Source organism: Klebsiella sp. PK01, from assembly GCF_057624675.1.
In genome coordinates this window covers 368,764-393,215 of record NZ_JBYEZM010000003.1, presented here as the reverse complement: position 1 = coordinate 393,215, position 24,452 = coordinate 368,764, and the positions used below count along the sequence as shown (strand labels likewise).

Annotated in this window: 23 protein-coding genes and 1 other RNA gene; 19 read left to right on the top strand and 5 right to left on the bottom strand. The window is 56.7% G+C overall.

The genetic code is table 11. The features are described from left to right. Positions 1 to 81 precede the first annotated feature (81 nt). The 3 genes from epd (at position 82) to fbaA (ending at position 3,506) form a co-directional block, all read left to right on the top strand. Positions 82 to 1,101 (top strand): erythrose-4-phosphate dehydrogenase, encoded by a 1,020-nt coding sequence (epd, locus tag AC22LX_RS11500; RefSeq protein WP_049059975.1) that lies wholly within the window; start codon positions 82 to 84, stop codon positions 1,099 to 1,101. 51 nt (positions 1,102 to 1,152) lie between these two features. Beyond that, the gene (pgk, locus tag AC22LX_RS11495; RefSeq protein WP_015369762.1) at positions 1,153 to 2,316 is read left to right on the top strand and encodes a phosphoglycerate kinase; all 1,164 of its coding nucleotides are present in this window, start codon (positions 1,153 to 1,155) and stop codon (positions 2,314 to 2,316) included. A gap of 110 nt (positions 2,317 to 2,426) precedes the next feature. Next, positions 2,427 to 3,506: a class II fructose-bisphosphate aldolase gene (gene fbaA / locus AC22LX_RS11490; protein WP_004144748.1), complete on the top strand. Its 1,080-nt coding sequence runs from the start codon at positions 2,427 to 2,429 to the stop codon at positions 3,504 to 3,506. 85 nt (positions 3,507 to 3,591) lie between these two features. Here fbaA and AC22LX_RS11485 read toward each other — a convergent pair whose 3' ends face one another. Then, the gene (locus AC22LX_RS11485; RefSeq protein ID WP_047044048.1) at positions 3,592 to 4,494 is read right to left on the bottom strand and encodes a carbamate kinase; all 903 of its coding nucleotides are present in this window, start codon (positions 4,492 to 4,494) and stop codon (positions 3,592 to 3,594) included. Positions 4,495 to 4,821: 327 nt separating this feature from the next. Here AC22LX_RS11485 and AC22LX_RS11480 point away from each other — a divergent pair, with 327 nt between their 5' ends. The 8 genes from AC22LX_RS11480 to AC22LX_RS11445 all read left to right on the top strand — a co-directional run bounded on the left by AC22LX_RS11480 (position 4,822) and on the right by AC22LX_RS11445 (position 13,398). Beyond that, positions 4,822 to 6,045 (top strand): MFS transporter, encoded by a 1,224-nt coding sequence (locus tag AC22LX_RS11480; protein WP_032706367.1) that lies wholly within the window; start codon positions 4,822 to 4,824, stop codon positions 6,043 to 6,045. A gap of 13 nt (positions 6,046 to 6,058) precedes the next feature. After that, the gene (locus AC22LX_RS11475) at positions 6,059 to 7,720 is read left to right on the top strand and encodes an acyl-CoA synthetase FdrA (protein ID WP_063447218.1); all 1,662 of its coding nucleotides are present in this window, start codon (positions 6,059 to 6,061) and stop codon (positions 7,718 to 7,720) included. A 16-nt stretch (positions 7,721 to 7,736) separates the two neighbouring features. Next, positions 7,737 to 8,999, top strand: coding sequence for a YlbE family protein (locus AC22LX_RS11470; RefSeq protein ID WP_487333981.1), 1,263 nt, complete (start codon positions 7,737 to 7,739; stop codon positions 8,997 to 8,999). Positions 9,000 to 9,039: 40 nt separating this feature from the next. Continuing rightward, entirely contained in the window at positions 9,040 to 9,930 is an 891-nt protein-coding gene (locus AC22LX_RS11465; RefSeq protein ID WP_049059653.1) for an oxamate carbamoyltransferase subunit AllH family protein, read from the top strand. Then, positions 9,830 to 10,762 carry an HTH-type transcriptional activator AllS gene (gene allS, locus AC22LX_RS11460; RefSeq protein WP_046883085.1) on the top strand — a complete coding sequence of 311 codons (933 nt, stop codon included), beginning with the start codon at positions 9,830 to 9,832 and terminating at the stop codon, positions 10,760 to 10,762. Before AC22LX_RS11465 ends, allS begins: the two co-directional genes overlap by 101 nt. Positions 10,763 to 10,891: 129 nt before the next feature. After that, positions 10,892 to 11,749, top strand: a complete 858-nt coding sequence (locus AC22LX_RS11455) for a small-conductance mechanosensitive channel MscS (protein ID WP_015369769.1) — start codon at positions 10,892 to 10,894, stop codon at positions 11,747 to 11,749. A 154-nt stretch (positions 11,750 to 11,903) separates the two neighbouring features. Further along, complete coding sequence (gene argO / locus AC22LX_RS11450) at positions 11,904 to 12,545, top strand: arginine exporter ArgO (RefSeq protein WP_015703435.1); 642 nt, start codon at positions 11,904 to 11,906, stop codon at positions 12,543 to 12,545. Positions 12,546 to 12,630: 85 nt separating this feature from the next. After that, positions 12,631 to 13,398: an oxidative stress defense protein gene (locus tag AC22LX_RS11445; protein WP_015369771.1), complete on the top strand. Its 768-nt coding sequence runs from the start codon at positions 12,631 to 12,633 to the stop codon at positions 13,396 to 13,398. Between the two features lie 54 nt (positions 13,399 to 13,452). Here the strand turns inward: AC22LX_RS11445 and argP are convergent, their stop codons facing one another. Beyond that, the gene (argP, locus tag AC22LX_RS11440; RefSeq protein WP_008806448.1) at positions 13,453 to 14,346 is read right to left on the bottom strand and encodes a DNA-binding transcriptional regulator ArgP; all 894 of its coding nucleotides are present in this window, start codon (positions 14,344 to 14,346) and stop codon (positions 13,453 to 13,455) included. A 167-nt stretch (positions 14,347 to 14,513) separates the two neighbouring features. On the opposite strand from argP, the gene rpiA reads away from it, so the two are divergent. Beyond that, entirely contained in the window at positions 14,514 to 15,176 is a 663-nt protein-coding gene (gene rpiA, locus AC22LX_RS11435; RefSeq protein WP_045392023.1) for a ribose-5-phosphate isomerase RpiA, read from the top strand. 268 nt (positions 15,177 to 15,444) lie between these two features. Next, entirely contained in the window at positions 15,445 to 16,677 is a 1,233-nt protein-coding gene (gene serA, locus AC22LX_RS11430) for a phosphoglycerate dehydrogenase (RefSeq protein WP_015369774.1), read from the top strand. An 86-nt stretch (positions 16,678 to 16,763) separates the two neighbouring features. Here serA and AC22LX_RS11425 read toward each other — a convergent pair whose 3' ends face one another. The 3 genes from AC22LX_RS11425 to zapA form a co-directional block, all read right to left on the bottom strand. Next, entirely contained in the window at positions 16,764 to 17,360 is a 597-nt protein-coding gene (locus AC22LX_RS11425) for a 5-formyltetrahydrofolate cyclo-ligase (RefSeq protein WP_045392020.1), read from the bottom strand. A 99-nt stretch (positions 17,361 to 17,459) separates the two neighbouring features. Beyond that, positions 17,460 to 17,643: non-coding RNA, 6S RNA (gene ssrS, locus AC22LX_RS11420), on the bottom strand. Positions 17,644 to 17,684: 41 nt separating this feature from the next. Continuing rightward, positions 17,685 to 18,014 carry a cell division protein ZapA gene (gene zapA / locus AC22LX_RS11415; RefSeq protein ID WP_004205298.1) on the bottom strand — a complete coding sequence of 110 codons (330 nt, stop codon included), beginning with the start codon at positions 18,012 to 18,014 and terminating at the stop codon, positions 17,685 to 17,687. Positions 18,015 to 18,180: 166 nt separating this feature from the next. Here zapA and AC22LX_RS11410 point away from each other — a divergent pair, with 166 nt between their 5' ends. The 6 genes from AC22LX_RS11410 (at position 18,181) to gcvH (ending at position 24,420) form a co-directional block, all read left to right on the top strand. Beyond that, positions 18,181 to 18,759 (top strand): YecA/YgfB family protein, encoded by a 579-nt coding sequence (locus tag AC22LX_RS11410; RefSeq protein WP_015703432.1) that lies wholly within the window; start codon positions 18,181 to 18,183, stop codon positions 18,757 to 18,759. Between the two features lie 25 nt (positions 18,760 to 18,784). Continuing rightward, a complete protein-coding gene (pepP, locus tag AC22LX_RS11405) occupies positions 18,785 to 20,101 on the top strand; it encodes a Xaa-Pro aminopeptidase (RefSeq protein ID WP_049059813.1) in 1,317 nt (438 codons plus the stop codon). Beyond that, the gene (gene ubiH, locus AC22LX_RS11400; RefSeq protein ID WP_049059814.1) at positions 20,098 to 21,276 is read left to right on the top strand and encodes a 2-octaprenyl-6-methoxyphenyl hydroxylase; all 1,179 of its coding nucleotides are present in this window, start codon (positions 20,098 to 20,100) and stop codon (positions 21,274 to 21,276) included. Before pepP ends, ubiH begins: the two co-directional genes overlap by 4 nt. A gap of 10 nt (positions 21,277 to 21,286) precedes the next feature. Then, positions 21,287 to 22,489 (top strand): FAD-dependent 2-octaprenylphenol hydroxylase, encoded by a 1,203-nt coding sequence (gene ubiI / locus AC22LX_RS11395; protein WP_047044035.1) that lies wholly within the window; start codon positions 21,287 to 21,289, stop codon positions 22,487 to 22,489. Between the two features lie 422 nt (positions 22,490 to 22,911). Then, positions 22,912 to 24,006 (top strand): glycine cleavage system aminomethyltransferase GcvT, encoded by a 1,095-nt coding sequence (gcvT, locus tag AC22LX_RS11390; RefSeq protein ID WP_002916480.1) that lies wholly within the window; start codon positions 22,912 to 22,914, stop codon positions 24,004 to 24,006. Between the two features lie 24 nt (positions 24,007 to 24,030). After that, complete coding sequence (gene gcvH, locus AC22LX_RS11385; RefSeq protein WP_023290979.1) at positions 24,031 to 24,420, top strand: glycine cleavage system protein GcvH; 390 nt, start codon at positions 24,031 to 24,033, stop codon at positions 24,418 to 24,420. The last annotated feature ends 32 nt before the right edge of the window (positions 24,421 to 24,452 follow it).

Below are 24,452 nucleotides of genomic sequence, written 5' to 3'. Positions count from 1 at the left end.
CGACAGGTAAGGTTCCCCTAAAGGCGTTGCTGGATTACTCTGTCAGCCACCTCAAATCAGGGATAACCTTGCAGGAGACCTATGACCATACGCATCGCGATTAATGGCTTCGGTCGCATAGGACGCAACGTGGTTCGCGCTTTGTATGAATCCGGGCGTCGTGCGGAAATCACCGTGGTGGCGATCAATGAACTGGCGGATGCCGCAGGCATCGCGCATTTATTGAAGTACGACACCAGCCATGGCCGTTTTTCCTGGGATGTTCGCCAGGAGCGGGAACAGCTGTATGTCGGCGATGACGTCATTCGTCTACTGCATGAGCCTTCTATCGCCGTGCTGCCCTGGCAGGAGCTGGCGGTGGATGTGGTGCTGGACTGTACCGGCGTATACGGTAGCCGTGAACATGGCGAAGCCCATCTTCAGGCTGGCGCGAAGAAAGTGCTCTTTTCACATCCTGGCGGCAACGATCTCGACGCAACGGTAGTCTTCGGCGTCAACCATGATGAACTGCGCGCGGAGCACCGCATTGTCTCCAACGCCTCCTGCACTACCAACTGCATTATTCCGGTCATTAAACTGCTAGATGATGCCTACGGCATTGAGTCAGGAACGGTCACGACAATCCACTCCGCGATGCACGACCAGCAGGTGATCGATGCCTATCATCCGGATCTGCGGCGCACCCGTGCGGCCAGCCAGTCAATTATTCCGGTTGATACTAAACTTGCGGCGGGGATCACCCGTATTTTCCCGCAGTTTAACGACCGTTTTGAGGCGATTGCGGTACGCGTACCGACGATTAACGTCACCGCAATAGACCTGAGCGTGACGGTGAAAAAACCGGTAAAGGCCTGTGAAGTCAACCAGTTGCTGCAAAAAGCAGCACAGGGAGCATTTCATGGTATAGTTGACTATACGGAATTACCGTTGGTCTCGACAGATTTTAACCACGACCCGCACAGCGCCATCGTCGATGGCACGCAAACCCGGGTCAGTGGCGCGCATCTGATCAAAACGTTGGTCTGGTGCGATAACGAATGGGGCTTTGCTAACCGAATGCTCGACACGACGTTAGCGATGGCCGCGCAAGGTTTCAGGTAAGGCGCTGCGGCGCTTGCAAAACTTTATCAAGAATCAACGAGAGGATTCACCATGTCTGTAATTAAGATGACCGATTTGGATCTGGCTGGTAAACGCGTTTTCATCCGTGCTGATCTGAACGTACCGGTTAAAGATGGCAAAGTGACCAGCGACGCGCGTATCCGCGCCTCCCTGCCGACCATCGAACTGGCGCTGAAACAGGGTGCTAAAGTAATGGTTACTTCTCACCTGGGTCGTCCGACCGAAGGCGAGTACAACGAAGAATTCTCTCTGTTGCCGGTTGTTAATTACCTGAAAGACAAACTGTCTAACCCGGTTCGTCTGGTTAAAGATTACCTGGATGGCGTTGACGTTGCTGCCGGTGAACTGGTGGTTCTGGAAAACGTTCGCTTCAACAAAGGCGAGAAAAAAGACGACGAAGAACTGTCTAAGAAATATGCTGCGCTGTGCGACGTATTCGTCATGGACGCTTTCGGTACCGCGCACCGCGCGCAGGCTTCCACCCACGGTATCGGTAAATTCGCCGATGTCGCTTGTGCAGGCCCGCTGCTGGCCGCTGAACTCGACGCGCTGGGTAAAGCGCTGAAAGAGCCGGCTCGTCCGATGGTTGCTATCGTTGGCGGTTCTAAAGTTTCCACCAAACTGACCGTTCTCGACTCTCTGTCCAAAATCGCTGACCAGCTGATCGTTGGCGGCGGTATCGCTAACACCTTCGTTGCCGCTCAAGGCCATAACGTCGGTAAATCCCTGTACGAAGCGGACCTGGTTGACGAAGCTAAGCGCCTGCTGAGCACCTGCGATATCCCGGTTCCGACTGACGTTCGCGTCGCTACCGAGTTCTCTGAAACCGCCACCGCGACCCTGAAATCCGTTAACGACATCAAAGATGACGAGCAGATTCTGGACCTCGGCGACGTTTCCGCACAGAAACTGGCTGAAATCCTGAAAAACGCCAAAACCATCCTGTGGAATGGCCCGGTTGGCGTATTCGAATTCCCGAACTTCCGTAAAGGTACTGAAATCGTCGCTAATGCTATCGCAGACAGCGAAGGTTTCTCTATCGCAGGCGGCGGTGACACCCTGGCGGCGATTGACCTGTTCGGCATCGCTGACAAAATCTCCTACATCTCCACTGGCGGCGGCGCATTCCTCGAATTCGTGGAAGGCAAAGTTCTGCCGGCAGTAGCAATGCTCGAAGAGCGCGCTAAGCAGTAATTTAGTTCAGGCGGGGAAACCCGCCTGTTTTTCAGCGCGCTAACGTACAATTTTGTACAGCTCGCGAACCTTCTTCAACGGTCGAAGATACAGATACAGGACTAAGTAACATGTCTAAAATTTTTGATTTCGTAAAACCGGGCGTCATCACTGGCGACGACGTTCAGAAAGTGTTCCAGGTAGCTAAAGAAAACAACTTTGCTCTGCCAGCGGTAAACTGCGTGGGTACTGACTCCATCAACGCCGTTCTGGAAGCTGCTGCGAAAGTTCGTTCTCCGGTTATCGTTCAGTTCTCTAACGGCGGCGCTGCGTTCATCGCGGGCAAAGGCGTGAAAACTGACGTTCCGCAGGGCGCGGCTATCCTCGGCGCTATCTCTGGCGCGCATCACGTTCACCAGATGGCTGAACACTACGGCGTGCCGGTTATCCTGCACACTGACCACTGCGCGAAGAAACTGCTGCCGTGGATCGACGGCCTGCTGGACGCGGGTGAAAAACACTTCGCTGCCACCGGCAAACCGCTGTTCTCTTCCCACATGATCGACCTGTCTGAAGAGTCCCTGCACGAAAACATCGAGATCTGCTCTAAGTACCTGGCTCGCATGGCCAAAATGGGCATGACTCTGGAAATCGAACTGGGTTGCACCGGCGGTGAAGAAGACGGCGTGGACAACAGCCACATGGACGCTTCCGCACTGTACACCCAGCCGGAAGACGTTGATTACGCGTACACCGAGCTGAGCAAAATCAGCCCGCGCTTCACCATCGCTGCTTCCTTCGGTAACGTACACGGCGTTTACAAGCCGGGTAACGTGGTTCTGACTCCGACTATTCTGCGCGACTCTCAGGAATATGTTTCTAAGAAACACAACCTGCCGCACAACAGCCTGAACTTCGTCTTCCACGGCGGTTCCGGTTCTTCCGCTCAGGAAATCAAAGACTCCGTCAGCTATGGCGTTGTGAAAATGAACATCGATACCGATACCCAATGGGCGACCTGGGACGGTATCCTGCAGTACTACAAAGCGAACGAAGCTTACCTGCAGGGCCAGCTGGGCAACCCGAAAGGCGAAGACCAGCCGAACAAGAAATACTACGATCCGCGCGTATGGCTGCGTGCCGCTCAGACCTCTATGGTGACTCGTCTGGAGCAGGCATTCAAAGAGCTGAACGCGATCGACGTTCTGTAATTTCGCTTGCTGCGAGCGTAACGAAGGGAAACGGCGTTTCCTTTCATTACCGGCATAAAAAAGGCTTCCTGCGGGAAGCCTTTTTTTAGCGACTTACGCAGGTGCCTTTTTCCCCGGCTAATATCTGTGGCGCATCCTTTAACGCGCCGATAAAGGCGTTATTTCCGGTCTGTTTGACAAACTGAATAACCGCTTCCGCCTTCGGCCCCATTGCGCCGTCCGGCGCGGCAAACGGCGCGAGCGTAGCAATGGTGGCCTGACGCAACGGGCGAGCCTGCGGCGTCCCCCAATCAACATAGACCGCATCGGCATCCGTCAGTATCAGCAGGTGGTCGGCATGAATGGCGCCGGCAAGCGCTGCCGCCGTCAAATCTTTATCGATAACCGCTTCGACTCCCCGGTAACCGTGCGTATCGGCAACCACCGGGATCCCGCCGCCGCCGCAGCAAATCACCAGATGACCGGCATCCATCAGCGTCTGAATGGCCGCGCTATCAACAATATTTAGCGGCTTGGGGGAAGGGACCACCCGACGGATATAGTCGCCATCCGCTTTCATCTGCCAACCATAGCGTTTTTCCAGCTCCGCCTGCTGCTGCGGCGGATAGACCGGGCCAATATATTTCCCCGGCGCCGCGAAAGCGTCATCATTTGCCGCCACCTCTACGCGCGTCATCAGGGTACTGACCGGCGCACCGGCGTATTGCATCAGTTCCTGAGCGATAGCGAAGCCTATCATCCCCTGACTTTCCGCGACCAGAATATCCAGCGGCCAGGCGGGAGATTCCTGATAGGCGGCGTTTTGCAGCGCCAGCAATCCGACCTGCGGGCCATTACCGTGCACGATCACCAGCTGATAATCACGGGCTAATTCCGCCGCCATCCGGGCAAAAAGTTGAATGCTGCGCTGCTGATTTTCCGCGCTGAGCACTTCTCCGCGCTGCAGCAGTGCATTACCACCCAGCGCAATAACGATTTTCTTTTTCATGATGACCTCATTGAATTATAGAAGTGCGCTAAAAATATCGTTTTAGCGGCCAGGTAATGTGATGAGATCGCCACTTTATCGAGAGTAAAAAATATCTCGCTAATAAATATTATATTCGCTGGTTTTATTTAAATGTTTTTAAAGATGATTATTAGATTTTTTTTAATAATTTCGGCAGCAGTCTTTAGGAATTTAAAACAATAGATTTTGTGTGACTTTGTTCAAATGAAATACATGTTTACCCCGATATGGTTAGCGGAGTTAAAACATCCATCCTTCACGCATCCTCTGGGATGGCCTGAGGTGAATATTGTCGGGAGATAGCTTATGTCAGGAACGTATGAGGTAACCGAGGTGACCAAAAGAAAAGGAATACCCGCCTGGTGGGTCACGGTATTTCTTTTCTGGTTAGGTTGGGTATTTATGTATGCCGATCGCACGGTATTAAATCCGGTGATGGGTGAGCTGGAAAAAGAGTTTGGTTTAAGCGGAACGCAATTAGGAGTGCTCAACTCCGTATTTTATTTTTCTTATGCATTGCTACAGGTGCCGGCGGGGATCCTCGGGGACAAAATCGGTAAGAAAAAAGTGCTGGTACCTGGGTTTATTCTGTTTGGCGTTTTTACCGCGGTCACCGGCTGGGTAAAAAGCTGGTATATGCTGCTATTTGCCCGCGTGGTCACCGGCGCAGGCGAGGGGACATATTATGGCCCGCAGTACGGCTTGTCTTCCGAGCAGATCCCGAAAAAATTCCGCTCGCTGGGCAGCGCGATTATCAATAGCGGAATGGCCTTTGGCATTGCGCTGGGTCTGATGACCTCCAGCTGGCTGGTCTATGACCAGGGTTACTCGTGGCGGATGCCGTTTTATGCCATGGCGATACCTTCGGTGCTGGTAGGGGTTGCTATCTGGCTCTTTGTGAAAGAGAAAAAGCGCACCGCCGACGCCGAGGGCAAGCCGGTACAAAAAGGCAAATTTAGCGATCTGTTGAAGAATCGTAATTTAATTCTGACCTATATCATGGTGTTTTGCAGCCTGTTTGGTTTCTTCGTTATTCTGACCTGGCTTCCTTATTATCTGCAAAACGAGCGCGGTATTGCCGGTAGCGAAACTGGGTTTATTTCGTCGCTGGTCGCGTGGATCTCTATTCCCGGCGCTCTGTTGTTCTCGGGGCTGTCGGATAAATTAGGCCGCCGCAAGCCGTTAATTTTATTCCTCGTGCCGGTGGCGATTGCCAGCATGCTTTCCATTATTTGGATGCCGAGTATGACCGGCGTCATCGTGGCGCTGTGCGTGTACGGCCTGGTTGGCAAACTGGCGCTGGATCCGGTGCTGGTGGCGCTGGTCGCCGATAGCGTCGATGAAACTAATTACAGTACCGCGTTTGGTTTATTTAATTTTATTGGCATGAGCTCATCGATTCTGGCGCCAATTATTGCAGGGGCGGCGCGTGATATTACCGGCAGTCTGGCTTCGAGTTTTTATGTTTCCGCGGCGCTGCTGGTCATTGGTCTGGTCGCCATGCTGTTTTTAAAAGAAAAACGCACATAAAGAGGTAGCGGTAATGATTTACGCTTTTATTAAAAAGGGAAGCTTTCAGGATTCCGTAAGCCTGATGATTATTTCCCGCAAATTAAGTGAACGCCCGGAAGTGGATCAGGTTTCGGTCATGATGGGCACCCCGGCGAATAAATCGATGCTGGAGTCGACCGGATTCTGGCATCCGGATTTCGCCGAGGCGACGCCCAACGATATTTGTGTCGCAGTCCGCACGCACGAAGCGCAGCCGGAAATTCTCGATTTAATCCGTGAACAGTTAGAGAAAGAACTGAGCGCTATCGCTAATGCATCAGGCAGCTCAACGCAGCTGGTCAAGGCGCGGCGCTGGGAGAGCGCCTGCCAGAAATTACCGGACGCGAATCTGTTGCTGGTTTCGGTGGCAGGGGAGTACGCCGCCGGGGTGGCGAAAGAGGGATTGTTAGCCAATAAGAGCGTGATGCTGTTTTCCGATAACGTCCCGCTGGAGCAAGAAGTTGAACTGAAAACGCTGGCTCGCGAGAAGGGGCTCATTGTGATGGGGCCGGATTGCGGAACGGCAATGATTGCCGGTAGTCCGCTGGCCTTTGCCAACGTTTTACCGCAGGGCGGAATTGGCGTCATCGGCGCATCGGGGACCGGGATCCAGGAAATCACCTCGCAGGTGGCGCTGCATCAACAGGGAATTAGTCACGCCATCGGCCTTGGCGGGCGCGATCTCAGCGCCGAAGTCGGCGGTATCAGCGCCCTGACCGCGCTGGAGATGCTGGCGGCCGATAGCGCGACGCAGGTTATCGCTTTTGTCTCCAAACCGCCTTCGCCACAGGTGCGTGCCCGCATTATTGCCGCGATGCAAAAACAGAATAAACCGGTGGTGGCGCTATTCCTTGGTAGTCGTGCCGAGCAGCGCCGCGAGGGCAACGTCTGGCTGGCGAACTCGCTGGCGGACGCCGCGCAGCTGGCGGTACTGCTGATGCGGGTCGCGCAACAGCGGCAGAGCCAGCCGCAGGTTGCAGGCAAGGGGATTTATGGCCTGTACGCTGGCGGTACCCTTGCCGCCGAGGCCGCGATGCTGCTTTCCGCTCATCTGGGAATACCGGTCAGCGACAGCCACGCCGAGGGCGTGATGCTGGAAGCCAGCGGGCATCGCATTGTCGACCTTGGCGACGATAGTTACACCCTCGGCAGACCGCACCCGATGATCGACCCCACCACCCGCAGCATTGAAATTGAGAAGCTGGCGACCATGCCGGAAGTTGGCGTGCTGTTGCTGGATGTGGTGCTGGGCTATGGCGCCTGCGCCGATCCGGCCGGGGCGGTGGTTGAGGCCATCGAGCAGGTCCGCCGTAAACGTGTCGCGCCGTTGGTGGTTATCGCCACCATGACCGGTACCGATGCCGACCCGCAGGGCCGTAGCGAGCAGATAGCCATCCTGCGCGATGCCGGGGTTGCGGTGGTTGAAACCCTCGAAGAGGCGACGCTACTGGCGGTTAGCCTGACGCAGCATCAGCCGCAGAGCGAATCGGCAGCGCATAACCCGCTGCTCGACGGCGTGCAGGTCATTAATGCCGGGTTGCGCAGCTTCGCGCTGGATCTACAAAGCAGCGGTACGCCAGTGGTGCATTATCAGTGGGCGCCTGTTGCCGGTGGTAACGCTCGTCTCGCCAGTTTACTCAAGCAGTTACATTAAGTTCAGAGGTATGGATATGTACTCATCAATTGCACAGGCTAACGAAGCCATTATCGAACGAATTAAAGCCGCGCGCCCGCATTGGGTTGCCGTCCGTCCTGCGAAAGAGGCGGTGGCTGAACTATCTTCTGGACGTAAATTACTGCACGCCGGGCCGCCAATCGCCTGGCAAGAGATGACCGGGCCGATGCGCGGAGCCTGTATCGGCGCATCGTTGTTTGAAGGCTGGGCGACGAGCGAAGAAGAAGCCGTGCGGATGCTGGAGCAGGGAGAGGTGGAATTCATCCCTTGCCACCACGTGGGCGCGGTGGGGCCGATGGGCGGGATCACCTCGGCGAACATGCCGGTGCTGGTGGTGCGCGATGTGGTTCATGGTAACCAATCCTGCTGTAACCTGAATGAAGGGATCGGCAAAGTGATGCGCTTCGGCGCTTACGGCGAGGATGTGCAAACGCGTCTGCGCTGGATGCGCGACACGCTCGCGCCGGTGCTGCAAGAAGCGCTGTCGCGAATGGAAAACGACGTTGACCTGACGGCGATGATGGCGCAGGCGATTACCATGGGCGATGAGTTCCACCAGCGTAATATCGCCGCCTCGTCGCTGCTGCTGCGCACGCTGTCGCCGGTCATTGCTGGCCTGGATCGGCCAAAGGCGGAAATTGTCGCCGTGCTGCAGTTCCTCAGCGTCACCGATCAATTCTTCCTCAACCTGGCGATGGCTTACAGCAAAGCGGTGATGGATGCGGCGGCGGAAATTAAAGCCGGCTCGGTGGTGACCGCCATGACCCGCAACGGCCGCGAGTTCGGCATTCGCGTTAGCGGTACCGGCGATCGCTGGTTTACCGCGCCGGTGAATACGCCGCAGGGGCTGTTCTTCACCGGCTACAGTCAGGCGGATGCCAACCCGGACATCGGCGATAGCGCGATTACCGAAACGCTGGGCATCGGCGGCGCGGCGATGATTGCCGCACCGGGCGTGACGCGCTTCGTCGGCGCTGGCGGAATGGGCGCGGCGCTGGAAACATCGGAAGAGATGTCTGAAATCTATCTTGCCAACAACCCGCTGTTCCAGATCCCATCATGGGACTTCAAAGGCGCCTGCCTGGGGCTGGATGTTCGGCGGGTCGTGGAAACCGGTATCACGCCGCTTATCAATACCGGTATTGCCCATCGCGAAGCGGGGATAGGTCAGGTGGGAGCGGGAACCGTTCGCGCGCCGCTGCTGTGCTTTGAGAAGGCGCTGGAAGCGTTGGCGGAACTGCACCACATCACTGCCTGAGTCGAGAGAGGGGCGGCGCTGCCGCCCCGGAGAGACGCCGATGAAAACCCTCAATGCGCTGGCCTGTACCGGCCTTGAACAGTTAGCCGACGGCGTGTGGCAGCACCATAGTCAATTTTCACAGGCGGTTAATTTCGTCCACGCCGATGGGACTTTACTGACGCTATTTCGCTACGGCAAAGGTATTGGCCCGACGGGTATTCTGCTTAGCAGCACCCAGTTTGCGCAGTTGGCTAATCTTCCGCGGCTGGTTAAGCAGGGGCGCATATTGTGGGGGGCGGGAGTTGTGATTCGCCCGCGTCGGATGCTCAAACTTCGCATTCCCGTCGGCCACTCGTTTCTTCTCGATCTTACGTCTTATTCATGCCAGAGCGGACTATGCGCCGCGCTCAATCAGCCGTTGGCGGATATGTCGTTTTATTCATCTATCATGGGCGAACTTGAGCGCTGGCGACGCGGCGAGTTCCCGGACTGGGGATGGCTGATTGGCAAGGGACCCGGATTAACCCCCAGCGGCGATGATATGCTCGCCGGGATGTTGGCGATGCTGTACGGCGCCGGTTTTTCTGACCGCCTGCACTCGTTTATCCCCCCGGCGGATCAACTTACCTCGCTGACAACTTCGGTAAGCTGTAGCTATCTGAATAGCGCCAGGCGCGGCGAGTTTTCGCTGCCGGTGGTTAAGGTAATGCGCGGGCTGCGGTCGACAGGCGATCCCAGGCGAGCAATTCAGCGTTTGCTGGCGGTAGGTCATACTTCTGGGGCTGATACGCTGCTGGGGATGGCATTCGCGCAGCATTGGTTACAGAGAGTGGATTCAAGGAGAACGCATGCTCGATCAGGAAACCATCCGTACGTTTATACAGGTCGCCGAGACCGGGAGTTTCTCCCGCGCGGCCAGCCTGCTGCACAAAACGCCGGCGGCGATTAGCTATCGTATCAAAACGCTGGAAGAGCAGGTGGCAACGCAGCTCTTTTTACGCACGACTCGCTCGGTAAGCCTGACGCTGGCCGGGCAACATCTGCTTGAGCACTGTCGGCAGTGGCTGAACTGGCTTGACGTGATGCCCGATGAACTCCAGCAGATTAATGCCGGCGTCGAAAGACAGGTTAATATCGTTATCAATAATCTTCTGTATCAGCCGCAAAGCGCCGCGGATCTCCTGACCTGGCTACATCAGCAGTTTCCTTTTACCCGTTTTCAGCTTTCCCGCCAGGTCTATATGGGGGTCTGGGACTCTTTGCTATACGACGATTTCCAGCTGGCGATTGGCGTAACCGGCTCGGAATCCCTGTCCAACAATATCTCTTTATTGCCGCTCGGCGATATTCGCTGGCAGTTTGTGGTGGCGCAGAATCATCCCCTTGCCAGTCACCCCGCGGCGGTACTCTCCGACGACGCGCTACGCCGCTATCCGGCAATTAACATTGAGGATACGTCGCGGACTCTGACGCGTCGTGTCGCCTGGCTGCTCAACGGGCAAAAAGAAATCAAGGTGCCGGATCTCAGCACCAAGCTGGCCTGCCATCTAAGCGGCCTGGGGGTCGGCTTTTTGCCGGAACGAATGTGCCGCGCTTACCTGGAATCCGGCGCGCTGGTGGCCCGTGCGGTCGCCAACCCCCGCCAGCCTTCGCCGCTCTCCGTTGCCTGGAAGAATGCCGGCAGCGGTAAAGTCGTCAGTGAAATCGCCAGGGCGTTCGAGCGCAAAGAGGCATTAGTCAGCGGTTTTTTGCGGATGGTGGATCGTCCTGCGCAAGCGTAATGCGGCGTTAGTTTCATCTGGATCAGATTGAGAAATGGCATCTTCGGTGGTTTTTGTTTACCTTTAAAAGGTCATTTTCGTGAGAATGATCTCATTTGCTTTTTTTTGATATGACCCAAGGATTACTAAATGGAAGATTTGAACGTTGTCGATAGCATCAACCATGCCGGGACCTGGCTGGCGCGCAACCAGGAGTTGCTGCTGAGCTATGCCGTCAACATCGTTGCCGCTATCGTTATCCTGATCATCGGGATGATCGTGGCGCGCATCGTTTCTAACACCGTCAACCGCCTGATGCTGGCGCGTAAGATCGACGCGACTGTCGCCGATTTTCTCTCCGCGCTGGTGCGCTATGCGATTATCGCCTTTACGCTGATTGCCGCCCTGGGCCGCGTTGGCGTGCAGACCGCCTCAGTGATTGCCGTGCTGGGCGCCGCCGGTTTGGCCGTGGGTCTGGCGCTGCAGGGGTCGTTGTCGAACCTTGCCGCAGGCGTGCTGCTGGTGATGTTCCGCCCGTTCCGCGCCGGTGAATATGTCGATCTCGGCGGCATCGCGGGCACGGTGCAGAACGTGCAGATTTTCTCCACTACTCTGCGTACCGTCGATGGCAAAATCGTGGTGGTGCCGAACGGCAAAATCATCGCTGGCAATATCATTAACTTCTCCCGTGAGCCGGCGCGCCGTAATGAGTTTATTATCGGCGTCTCCTACGATGCCGATATCGATAAGGTGAAACAACTGCTGACCGCGATTATCGAATCCGACGACCGCATTCTGCGCGATCGCGAAATGACCGTTCGTCTTAACGAACTGGGCGCCTCTTCGGTAAACTTCGTGGTTCGCGTATGGAGCAAAAGCAGCGACCTGCAAAACGTCTACTGGGACGTGCTGGAGCGCATTAAGCGTGATTTCGACGCCAATGGCATCAGCTTCCCGTATCCGCAGATGGACGTACATATGGTGAATCAGCAGGAAAAAGCGCAGTAATTTTTTCCAGCAATGACACAAGACCGGCATCGCCGGTCTTTTTTTGCCTGTAGCTATTAGCTTCACTTATTAATGATTAAAATTATCAATTTCCGCTAATGTTGACGGCGCGCTATATTCTCCGGCATTAACGATGAAACCGGAAAATTAAACGATGCTATCTTATTACTTTCAAGGGCTTGCGCTGGGCGCGGCGATGATCCTGCCGCTCGGGCCGCAAAACGCTTTCGTGATGAATCAGGGTATCCGCCGCCAGTATCATTTAATGATTGCGCTGTTGTGCGCGCTTAGCGATCTGGCGTTGATCTGCGCCGGTATTTTCGGCGGTAGCGCGCTGCTGATGCAGTCGCCGTGGCTGCTGGCGCTGGTCACCTGGGGCGGCGTCGCTTTCCTGTTATGGTATGGCTTCGGCGCGCTGAAGACGGCGATGAGCAATAATCTCGAGCTGGCCAGCGCCGAGGTCATGAAGCAGGGACGCTGGAAAATCATTGTCACCATGCTGGCGGTGACCTGGCTTAACCCTCATGTGTATCTCGATACCTTTGTGGTGCTCGGAAGCCTCGGCGGACAGCTGGCGGTCGAGCCCAAACGCTGGTTCGCGCTGGGGACGATTAGCGCGTCATTCTTATGGTTCTTCGGCCTGGCGCTGCTGGCCGCGTGGCTGGCGCCGCGTTTACGCACCGCGCGGGCGCAGCGAATCATCAACGTGCTTGTCGGGCTGGTGATGTGGTTTATCGCCCTGCAGTTAGCAAAAGATGGCCTGCAACATATACAGATGCTCATCAACCAGGCTTAGTCCGATGGACTTTCCGCGCGTAAGCGCTAAGCTAGCTGGCATGCGTCCTTAAAATGGGCGACCTAAGCAAGATGGAGAAACGACAGTGAAGTTAAAAGTCTTAGCCCTGGCGGCAGCACTCGGATTCAGTACTATGGCGGCGCAGGCAAGTGAATTGCCGGATGGCCCGCATATTGTGACTTCAGGCACAGCAAGCGTTGCAGCGGTTCCGGATATCGCCACTCTGGCGATTGAAGTTAACGTCGCGGCAAAAGATGCGGCATCGGCAAAAAAACAGGCTGACGATCGCGTTGCGCAATATCTCTCTTTCCTTGAAAAGAGCGGCATTGCCAAAAAGGATATCAGCTCGGCGAACCTGCGTACCCAACCTGATTACGACTATCAGAACGGGAAAAGCATCCTTAAAGGCTATCGCGCGGTGCGTACCGTCGAAGTTACCCTGCGTCAGCTCGATAAGCTGAATGGCCTGCTGGACGGCGCGCTGAAAGCGGGGCTGAACGAAATTCGTTCCGTATCGCTGGGCGTTGCGCAACCGGATGCCTACAAAGATAAAGCGCGTAAAGCGGCTATCGATGATGCGGTGCATCAGGCGCAGGAGCTGGCTGCTGGCTTCCACAGCAAGCTGGGTCCGGTCTATAGCGTGCGTTACCATGTTTCCAACTATCAGCCGAGCCCGATGGTTCGCATGATGAAGGCGGCTGACGCCGCGCCGGTCTCCGCGCAGGAAACCTACGAGCAGGCGACCATCCAGTTTGATGATCAGGTTGACGTGGTCTTCGAACTGCAGCCAGCACAGGCCGCCGCGCCTGCCGCGCCGGCGAAACCAGCGGAAGCGCCGAAACCGGCTCAGTAAGCCGCAGCGACAAAAAAGCCACTTCAGTGAAGTGGCTTTTTTTATGCCCGCCGTTTAATCCTGGCGCAGCACCTTGTGGCCGTAATCAATAAGCGCATCGGTCACCCGGCGCATCATGCGGCTTTCCGGTGCAAAGCGGTGCCAGTAGAGCATCCGGCGCTGGAACAGCCCCGGCGTCAGGTCGATAAGCTCGCCGCTCTTCAGCTCTTTCTCGATCTGCAGATGCGGGATCATACAGCAGGTGGTGCCCTGGCGCGCCAGCTGCACGAAGGCCTCCGACGAGTTGACGATATGGCAGGGCACGCTGCCCGGCGGCAGGTCGAAGTTTTGCTGCAGGAACGCCTGGTGCATATCGTCGAGATGATCGAAGGCGACCACCGGCGCTTTCAGCAGCGCAGAACGCGTTACCCCGTTAGGGAAGTAGCGTTGCGCAAATTCCTTCGAGGCGACGAACAGGTAATCGAGCGCGCCGAGTTGATCGACCAGGCAGCTTGGCAGCGCCTGCGGCTGAATACTCACCGCGCCGACCACTTCCCCACGGCGCAGGCGCTCCTGGGTGCGGGTTTCATCTTCAACCTGCAGATTGAGGCGAATAGGGGAGTCGGATAGCACGTTGGCCAGCGCCGGCAGCAGCCAGGTCGCCAGACTGTCGGCGTTGACCGCCAACGACAGCAGCAGCGGCGTGGAGCCGGTCTGCTCATCGCCAAGCCACTCTTCTTCCAGCAGCTCAACCTGGCGCAGCAGAGCCAACAGTTTTTGCCCCTGCTCGGTCGGGCGCGGCGGTACGGTACGCACCAGCAGCGGTTGGCCAAACATGTTTTCCAGCTGTTTGATACGCTGTGAGACGGCGGACTGTGTAATGCATAGCTTCTGCGCGGCGCGCTCAAACCCACGTTCCCTAATCACCGCATCCAGCGCTTGTAATGTTCTGTAGTCCGGTCGTTTCATTATTCTGGCGTACCCCCATAACTTTTCGTTAACCCGCACTATGACATAAATTTGTTTTTGATAAAGACGAAAATGGTCTGCTTAGATGTGTGATCGCCATCGCAGGGACATTTCATCCGTCGATGTTCTATAATGCGCGGTAAGTATTCACATCTCGGACGATAATCATGACGCAGGATGAACTGAAAAAAGCAGTCGGCTGGGCAGCGCTGCAATATGTACAACCGGGCACCATTGTGGGTGTCGGCACCGGCTCCACGGCGGCGCATTTTATTGATGCGCTGGGAACCATGAAAGGGCAGATTGAAGGCGCGGTATCCAGCTCCGACGCCTCTACCGAGAAGCTAAAAAGCCTCGGTATCCCGGTATTCGACCTTAACTCCGTCGACCGCCTGGGCATCTACGTTGACGGCGCGGATGAAATTAACGGCCACATGCAGATGATCAAAGGCGGCGGTGCGGCGCTGACCCGCGAAAAGATCATCGCCTCGGTTGCCGATAAGTTTATCTGCATCGCCGACGCCTCCAAGCAGGTTGATATCCTCGGCAACTTCCCGCTGCCGGTGGAAGTGATCCCGATGGCGCGCAGCGCCGTCGCGCGTCAGCTGGTGAAGCTGGGCGGCCGCCCGGAATATCGTCAGGGCGTGGTGACGGATAACGGCAACGTGATCCTCGATGTACACGGCCTGGAAATCCTGGACGCTATCGCGCTGGAAAACGCCATTAACGGTATCCCGGGCGTGGTGACCGTCGGCTTGTTCGCCAACCGCGGCGCCGACGTGGCGCTGATCGGTACCGCCGACGGCGTGAAGACCATCGTCAGTAAATAAGACGATCGGGGGGAAGTTTCGCGCTTCCCCCTAAATTTTTTTCTATGGCCTTAATTTGGTGACTTGTGTCACATTTACGTAACCTTTCTGAGTAACAATCTGCCATCTATTCTCTTTCTGGTGTTTTGTCCTGTCTTTTGCTTCAACGTGATATTTCTTCAGGTCGGCGAGGCAAACGTTCATATTGCCGCGATAGTTTTTTTTGATATGTTGCTGGAAGAGTTTTTGTTCAGCACGACATCAGTACCAATAAAAACAGGACGGGGAAATGGCTAAGGTATCACTGGAAAAAGACAAGATTAAATTTCTGCTAGTTGAAGGCGTGCATCAGAAAGCAATCGATAACCTTCGTGCGGCAGGTTACACCAACATCGAATTTCACAAAGGCGCGCTGGATACTGAAGAGCTGAAAGCGTCGATCCGTGATGCCCATTTTATCGGCCTGCGTTCCCGTACTCATCTGACTGAAGAGATCTTCGCCGCGGCGGAAAAACTGGTGGCGGTGGGCTGCTTCTGTATCGGCACCAACCAGGTCGATCTGGATGCGGCGGCGAAGCGCGGTATCCCGGTATTTAACGCCCCGTTCTCGAACACCCGTTCGGTGGCTGAGCTGGTCATCGGCGAGCTGCTGCTGATGCTGCGCGGCGTGCCGGAAGCTAACGCCAAGGCGCATCGCGGCGTGTGGAATAAGCAGGCGGTAGGCAGCTTTGAAGCGCGCGGCAAAAAACTGGGGATTATCGGTTACGGCCATATCGGCACCCAGCTCGGCATTCTGGCGGAATCGCTGGGGATGCACGTCTATTTTTATGATATCGAAAACAAACTGCCGCTGGGCAACGCCACGCAGGTTCAGCACCTCTCCGACCTGCTGAACATGAGCGATGTCGTTAGTCTGCACGTGCCGGAAAACGCCTCCACCAAAAACATGATGGGCCCGGAAGAGCTGGCGCTGATGAAACCGGGCGCGCTGCTGATCAACGCCTCTCGCGGCACGGTGGTGGATATCCCGGCGCTGTGCGATGCGCTGTCGCGTAAGCACCTGGCCGGTGCGGCCATTGACGTCTTCCCGACGGAGCCGGCGACCAACAGCGATCCGTTTAACTCTCCGCTATGCGAATTCGATAACGTGATCCTGACGCCGCATATCGGTGGCTCAACTCAGGAAGCGCAGGAAAACATTGGTCTGGAAGTGGCTGGCAAGCTGGCGAAGTATTCCGATAACGGTTCTACGCTGTCGGCGGTGAACTTCCCGGAGGTTTCTCTGCCGCTGCACGGCGGGCGCCGTCTGCTGCATATTCATGAAAACCGCCCAGGCATCCTGACGGCGCTTAACCAAATTTTCGCCGCGCAGAACATCAACATCGCCGCCCAGTATCTGCAGACCACCCCGCAGATGGGTTACGTGGTGATTGATATCGAAGCCGACGGCGACGTCGCGCAGCAGGCGCTGCTGGCGATGAAAGCGATCCCGGGCACCATCCGCGCCCGTCTGCTGTACTAATTTGTTGTTGCCTCACGGGCAGGTCGCATACCTGCCCGTATTTTTTTAACGCCTTCCTGGCGTAATTCTCGAACCCGCACAACACTCTACCAGCGCCAGGTTTTGCCTGGCGTAATCACCGCCGGCAGCGGGACATCCCACTGTTCGCTCGGCAGGGTATCCACCTGCTGGCAGTCGTGGGCGTAGCCTACCGGCTGCAGGCGATACTGCCGCCAGTTCTGTAAGGTACGATCGTAGAAGCCGCCGCCCATCCCCAGACGTTGACCGCTGGCATCGAAGGCGACCAGCGGGGTAATCAGCACATCGAGCTCGGCAAGCGGCAGGACGTCGCGCACGTCGAGCTTTGGTTCGTAAATCTTCAGGCGATTGAAAATCAGCTGGCTTTGCGGATGGTAATGCAAAAACAGCAGATTACCGGGGCTAAACGGATGCAGTACCGGCAGATAAACCCGCTTGCCCGCCCGCCACAATTGCTCGATCAGCGGTTGGGTGTCCAGCTCGCCGTCGAAGGAGAGGAACAGCGCCACGGTATGAGCGAGAACGACGGGCGGATACGCCATCATTCGCTCAGCGGCCTGCAGGGCGAAGCGCTGCTGCTGTTCGGCGCTAAGCGCGCGTCTACGCTCGCGGATCTGCTGGCGAATTTGCTGTCTGGAGAGCGGGATATCGGGCTGTATAGTCATGCTGGTCTCATTACGAGCAGGCGAAACGATACGGGAAAGTGTAATACAGGGCGGCACAGGCCGAAAACAACGTTGAGGGGATAATGCGAACTTAAGAAGGGAATCTCCGAGATGCCGCCGCAGGCTGTAACCCTTGAACCCTTGGTTCAAGGTGAATGCGTCGTCACAGTTTTAAGGCTTCTCGGGCGAACCGAGCATGCTCACCAACCGTGGAGCGCCACATTCTTGTGGTATGAAATATCGGCTCAGGGGACTGGCCCGCTTGCAAACATCTCAGAGAAATTTTGTTCTTGCGATTACTCTAACACAGTTAACGACAAAGTGTTATTCAAACTTCGACCCCGGTCTTTCGCTTATGCGACCTTGCTCAAGCAATGCCTGTTCGATGGTCTGCTGAAGCATGCGAATGCGCTGTTCCATACTGGAGGCGTAGTCGCGGGTCTTCGCTTTTTCCTGAGTCAACTCATAGCTGATGTTCAACGCGGCGATGAAGACCAGCTGCTCAGTATTTGTGACTCTAGTGCGTTCTTTTAAATCTTGCAACCGCTGATTAAGGTCTTCAGCTGCCTGATTCAGGGCATCCCTTTGTTCAGGCGGGCAATTCACTCGCAGTGAACGGCCAAAAATTTGGAGATCTACGGGTTGTGCAGACATGCCACCTTCCTGCTGATTGACTGCGCTGCCTTCACATCCGAGCCCGGTTCTGCGAAGGGGCGACACTATAGCTACCCTGGTGCGGGGACACAAGCCCTTTTCTGGTTCACCAGGGTCCAAAGTGGTAGCATATCATGAATATTCCTCCCAACGATGACGAATGCGCATGTCTATACAGAACGAAATGCCTGGTTACAACGATGTAGACCAGTTACTGAACCAACAAGGGGTGGGATTAACCCCGGCCGAAATGCACGGTTTGATAAGCGGCATCCTCTGCGGCGGCAACACCGACAGCAGCTGGCAGCCGCTGGTGCATGACCTGACCAACGAAGGCCTTGCCTTTGGTCATGAACTGGCCCAGGCGCTGCGTAGCATGCATTCCGCCACCAGCGACTCGCTGGAAGATGACGGTTTTCTGTTCCAGCTGTATATGCCGGAAGGCGACAACGTCAGCGTTTTCGACCGCGCCGACGCGCTGGCGGGCTGGGTTAACCATTTCCTGCTCGGCCTTGGCGTGACCCAGCCGAAGCTGGATAAAGTGAAGGATGAGACCGGCGAAGCCATCGATGATCTGCGTAACATTGCGCAACTCGGCTACGACGAAGATGAAGACCAGGAAGAGCTGGAGATGTCTCTCGAAGAGATTATCGAGTACGTACGCGTCGCCGCGTTACTGTGCCACGATACCTTCGCGCGCCAGCAGCCAACCGCACCGGAAGTACGCAAGCCAACGTTACACTAAATAAAAACGACATTCAGGGGGCGTCATGACACAGCAGGAGTTTCTTTCTCGTCGCCAGGCATTATTGGCGCAGATGCAGCCGGGCAGCGCGGCGCTGATTTTTGCCGCGCCGGAAGCGGTACGCAGCGCAGATTCGGAATATCCCTACCGGCAGAACAGCGATTTTTGGTACTTCACCGGCTTCAACGAACCGGAAGCGCTGCTGGTGCTGATCAAAAGCGATGAAACGCACAATCATAGCGTGCTGTTTAACCGCGTTCGTGATCTGACGGCGGAAATCTGGTTTGGCCGCCGTCTGGGGCAGGATGCCGCGCCGGGCAAACTCGGCGTCGATCGCGCGCTGGCGTTTAGCGAAATCAACCAGCAGCTGTATCAACTGCTCAACGGCCTGGACGCTATCTATTTTGCCCAAGGCGAATATGCCTATGCCGATGAAATTGTGTTTAACGCCCTCGAAAAACTGCGTAAAGGTTCACGTCAGAACCTGCAGGCACCGAACTCCGTCATCGACTGGCGGCCTGTGGTGCATGAAATGCGCCTGTTTAAATCCGCGGAAGAGCTGGAAGTAATGCGCCGGGCCGGCGAAATTTCCGCCCTTGCCCATACCCGGGCGATGGAAAAATGCCGCCCGGGGATGTTCGAATATCAGCTGGAAGGCGAAATTCTCCACGAATTCAACCGCCACGGCGCGCGTTTCCCGTCTTATAACACCATCGTTGGCGGCGGCGAAAACGCCTGCATCCTGCACTACACCGAAAACGAATCCGAACTGCGTGATGGCGATTTAGTGCTGATTGACGCCGGCTGTGAATACCGCGGCTATGCGGGCGATATCACCCGCACCTTCCCGGTTAACGGTAAATTCACTAAACCGCAGCGTGAAATCTACGACATCGTGCTGGAATCGTTGGAAACCGCGCTGGAGCTGTATCGTCCGGGTACCTCCATTTATGAGGTTAATCAGGAAGTGGTGCGCATTATGATTACCGGCCTGGTGCGGCTGGGGATCCTGACAGGCGAGATTGACGAGCTTATCGCCAACAACGCCCACCGCCCGTACTTTATGCATGGCCTGAGCCACTGGTTGGGTCTGGATGTGCACGATGTCGGCAATTACGATACCGACCGTTCGCGCGTGCTGGAACCGGGAATGGTGCTGACCGTCGAGCCGGGGCTGTATATCGCCACCGACGCCGACGTACCGGCGCAGTATCGCGGCATCGGCATTCGTATTGAAGATGACATCGTGATTACCGAAGATGGCAACGAAAATCTCACCGCCAGCGTGGTGAAGAAGGCGGATGAGATCGAGGCGCTGATGGCGGCGGCGCGCCAGTCATGAGCGTGCTGATTGTCGGCGGCGGGATGACCGGCGCGACGCTCGCGCTGGCCATCTCCCGTATGACCGGCGGTGCGCTGCCGGTCCATCTGATTGAAGCGCAGGATCCGGCGTCGTCACGGCACCCAGGTTTTGACGATCGGGCGATCGCCCTCGCTGCGGGCACCTGCCAGCAGCTGGCGCGCATCGGTATCTGGCAGAACCTTGCTAAACGAGCGACGCCTATCCAGCGGGTACACGTCAGCGACCGCGGCCATGCCGGTTTTGTAAACCTGGCGGCGGCCGATTACGGTCTGTCGGCGCTGGGGCAGGTGGTTGAACTCCACGATGTCGGCCAGCGGCTGTTTAGCCTGCTGCGCGAGGCGCCGGGCGTCACCCTGCACTGTCCGGCGAAAGTGGAAGCGGTCAACCGCAGCCAGGACAGCGTCAGCCTCACCCTTGATAGCGGCGAAACCATCAACGGTAAGCTGCTGGTGGCGGCAGATGGTTCGCGTTCGTCGCTGGGCGTGCGCTGCGGCATTAGCTGGCAGCAGCAGCCCTATGAGCAACTGGCGGTTATCGCCAACGTTAGTACCGCGTTGCCGCATGAAGGCCGCGCCTTCGAGCGCTTTACCGAGCATGGTCCGCTGGCGATGCTGCCGATGTCGCAAGGGCGCTGTTCGCTGGTGTGGTGCCATCCGCAGTCGCGGCGCGACGAGGTGCTGAGCTGGTCTGACGAACGTTTTTGCCAGCAATTGCAGCAGGCGTTCGGCTGGCGGCTGGGGCGCATTACCCATGCCGGTAAGCGTAGCGTCTATCCGCTGGCGTTAACTACCGCTATCCGTTCGGTGTCGCACCGTCTGGCGCTGGTCGGCAACGCGGCGCAGACATTGCACCCGATCGCCGGGCAGGGCTTTAATCTCGGCCTGCGCGACGTGATGAGCCTGGCTGAACTGCTTGCCGACGCCCACGCGGTCGGCGAGGATGTGGGCAATTATTCTCTGCTGTGCCGCTACCAGGCGCGGCGAGCGGATGATAAAGCCGCCACCATCGGCGTGACCGATGGGCTGGTGCATCTCTTTGCCAACCGTTGGGCGCCGCTGGTGGCGGGGCGCAACGTCGGGCTGATGGCGATGGAATTATTTACCCCGGCGCGCGATGCGCTGGCGCAGCGTACCCTCGGTTGGGTTCCCCGTTAAGGAGTAGAACGTGCAAAGTGTTGATGTTGCCATTGTTGGCGGCGGAATGGTGGGACTGGCGGTGGCCTGTGGTTTACAGGGCAGCGGCCTGCGCGTCGCGGTGCTGGAACAAGCGGCGCCGCAGCCTCTTGACGCCGATGCGCCGCCGGCGCTGCGCGTTTCGGCAATCAATGCCGCCAGCGAAAAGCTGCTGACTAAACTGGATGTCTGGAGTGAGATCATCTCCCAGCGCGCCAGTTGCTATCACGGCATGGAAGTGTGGGACAAAGATAGCTTTGGCCGCATTAGCTTCGATGACCAGAGCATGGGCTTTAGCCATCTGGGCCATATTATTGAAAATGCCGTGGTGCATCACGCGCTGTGGCAAAAAGCGCAGCGCTGCGCTGACGTCACCCTGCTGGCGCCCGCGCAGCTGCAGCAGGTGGCGTGGGGCGAAAACGAAGCCTTCCTGAGCCTGCAGGACGGCAGCATGTTGACCGCGCGGCTGGTGGTCGGCGCCGATGGCGCCAATTCGTGGCTGCGCAATAAAGCCGATATTCCGCTGACCTTCTGGGACTATCGCCATCATGCGCTGGTGGCGACGATACGTACCTCCGAGCCGCATCAGGCGGTGGCGCGTCAGGCGTTCCACGGTGAAGGCATTCTGGCCTTCCTGCCGCTTAGCGATCCGCATCTGTGCTCGATCGTCTGGTCGCTGTCGCCGGAAGAGGCGCAGCGGATGCAGCAGGCCGATGCAGCCGCGTTTAATCAGGCGCTGAACATCGCTTTTGATAATCGCCTTGGCCTTTGCCAGCTTGAAAGCGAACGGCAGGTTTTCCCGCTGACCGGACGCTACGCGCGTCAGTTCGCCGCCCATCGTCTGGCGCTGGTTGGCGATGCCGCCCACACTATTCATCCGCTGGCCGGGCAGGGGGTAAACCTTGGCTTTATGGACGCCGCCGAGCTTATCGACGAGCTGAAGCGCCTGCACGCGCAGGGTAAAGATATCGGTCAGCATTTGTACCTGCGCCGCTATGAGCGCAGCCGCAAGCATAGCGCCGCGCTGATGCTGGCGGGTATGCAGGGATTCCGCGAAATGTTCTCCGGCAGCCATCCGGCGAAGAAATTCCTCCGCGACATGGGGCTCAAACTGGCCGATTCGCTGCCTGGCGTAAAACCGCAGCTGATTCGTCAGGCGATGGGCCTCAACGATCTCCCCGCCTGGTTACGTTAACCCCGTCACACTTCTTTTACCCGGCCTGCGCGCCGGGTTTTCTCCCTCATTTGAAATATTCTAATTTCACCTCTTTTTTCGCATTAGTTTTATTAATGCGCTCTTTTTTTTGTTAAAGAAATTAGGCCCATAAAATCGCATAAAACACCATCATCACCTGACTGGTTTGCTCATTATGTTAATTTTATGTGGCATAAATCGCTTTTTTCCAGTCAATAACTCTGTAGGCTTTTCGGCGCGCTTTGGTCATAAGCTAATGTGATGTCCTGATTTACCTTATGGTTTAGCACCGGGTTCGGTGGTAAGTTCAGGCAAAAGAGAACGTTTGCGTCGGCGTCCGTAAGCGGTGCCGTCGCCGGATTTCGTGGCGCAAAATCGCCGACAATATCGTGGCTGGTTCCGTTTTATTCGATGAGGAAAAGATGGCTCAACAGACTCCGTTGTATGAACAACACACGCTGTGCGGCGCTCGCATGGTGGATTTCCATGGCTGGATGATGCCGCTGCATTACGGGTCCCAGATTGATGAGCACCACGCGGTGCGCGGCGATGCAGGGATGTTCGATGTGTCGCATATGACCATCGTCGATTTCCACGGCAGCCGGATCAGAGAGTTCTTGCGCTATTTGCTGGCAAACGATGTGGCGAAGCTTACCACGCCAGGCAAAGCGCTCTACACCGGCATGCTAACCGCTTCCGCTGGCGTCATCGATGACCTGATTGTTTATTTCCTTTCTGAAGATTATTTCCGCCTCGTTGTTAACTCCGCCACTCGTGAAAAAGACCTCGCCTGGATTTCCGAACAAGCCGAACCTTACGGTCTCGAAATTACCGTTCGCGACGATCTGTCGCTGATCGCGGTGCAGGGTCCGCAGGCGAAAGCGAAGGCGGCGACGCTGTTCACCGACGCTCAGCGCCAGGCCGTGGAAGGCATGAAGCCGTTCTTCGGCGTACAGGCCGGCGACCTGTTTATCGCCACCACCGGTTATACCGGCGAAGCGGGTTATGAAATCGCTATGCCGAACGAGCAGGCGGCGGATTTCTGGCGCGGTCTGCTGGACGCCGGCGTTAAGCCGTGTGGTCTTGGCGCGCGCGACACCCTGCGCCTGGAAGCCGGGATGAACCTGTACGGCCAGGAGATGGACGAAGGCGTCTCGCCGCTGGCGGCTAACATGGGCTGGACTATCGCCTGGGAGCCCGCCGATCGTAACTTCATCGGCCGCGAAGCGCTGGAAATGCAGCGCGAAAAAGGCACCGAGCAGTTGGTTGGCCTGGTGATGACCGAGAAAGGCGTCCTGCGAGGCGGCCTGCCGGTACGTTTTACCGATAGCGACGGTAATCAAAAAGAAGGCATTATCACCAGCGGCACCTTCTCGCCGACGCTGGGCTACAGCATCGCGCTGGCTCGCGTGCCGGCCGGGATTGGCGACACCGCGGTGGTGCAAATTCGTAACCGTGAAATGCCGGTAAAAGTGACTAAACCTGGTTTTGTACGCAATGGCAAAGCCATTGTGTGATTTCCCTTTTTTGGAGATGAATTGATGAGCAACGTACCAGCAGAACTGAAATACAGCAAAGAACACGAGTGGCTGCGTAAAGAAGCGGACGGCACCTATACCGTTGGGATCACCGAGCACGCGCAGGAGCTGCTTGGCGACATGGTTTTCGTTGACCTGCCGGAAGTGGGCGCCACCGTTGAAGCGGGCGCCGATTGCGCCGTTGCCGAATCCGTGAAAGCGGCTTCCGATATCTACGCGCCGATTAGCGGTGAAATCGTTGCCGTCAACGAAGAGCTGAACGACTCTCCGGAACTGGTCAACAGCGACCCGTATACCGACGGCTGGATCTTCAAAATCAAAGCCAGCGACGAAGCGCAGGTTGCCGCGCTGCTGGATGCGACCGCCTATGAAGCTCTGTTAGAAGACGAGTAAGCCTTTACCCTCTCCCCTGTGGGGAGAGGGAA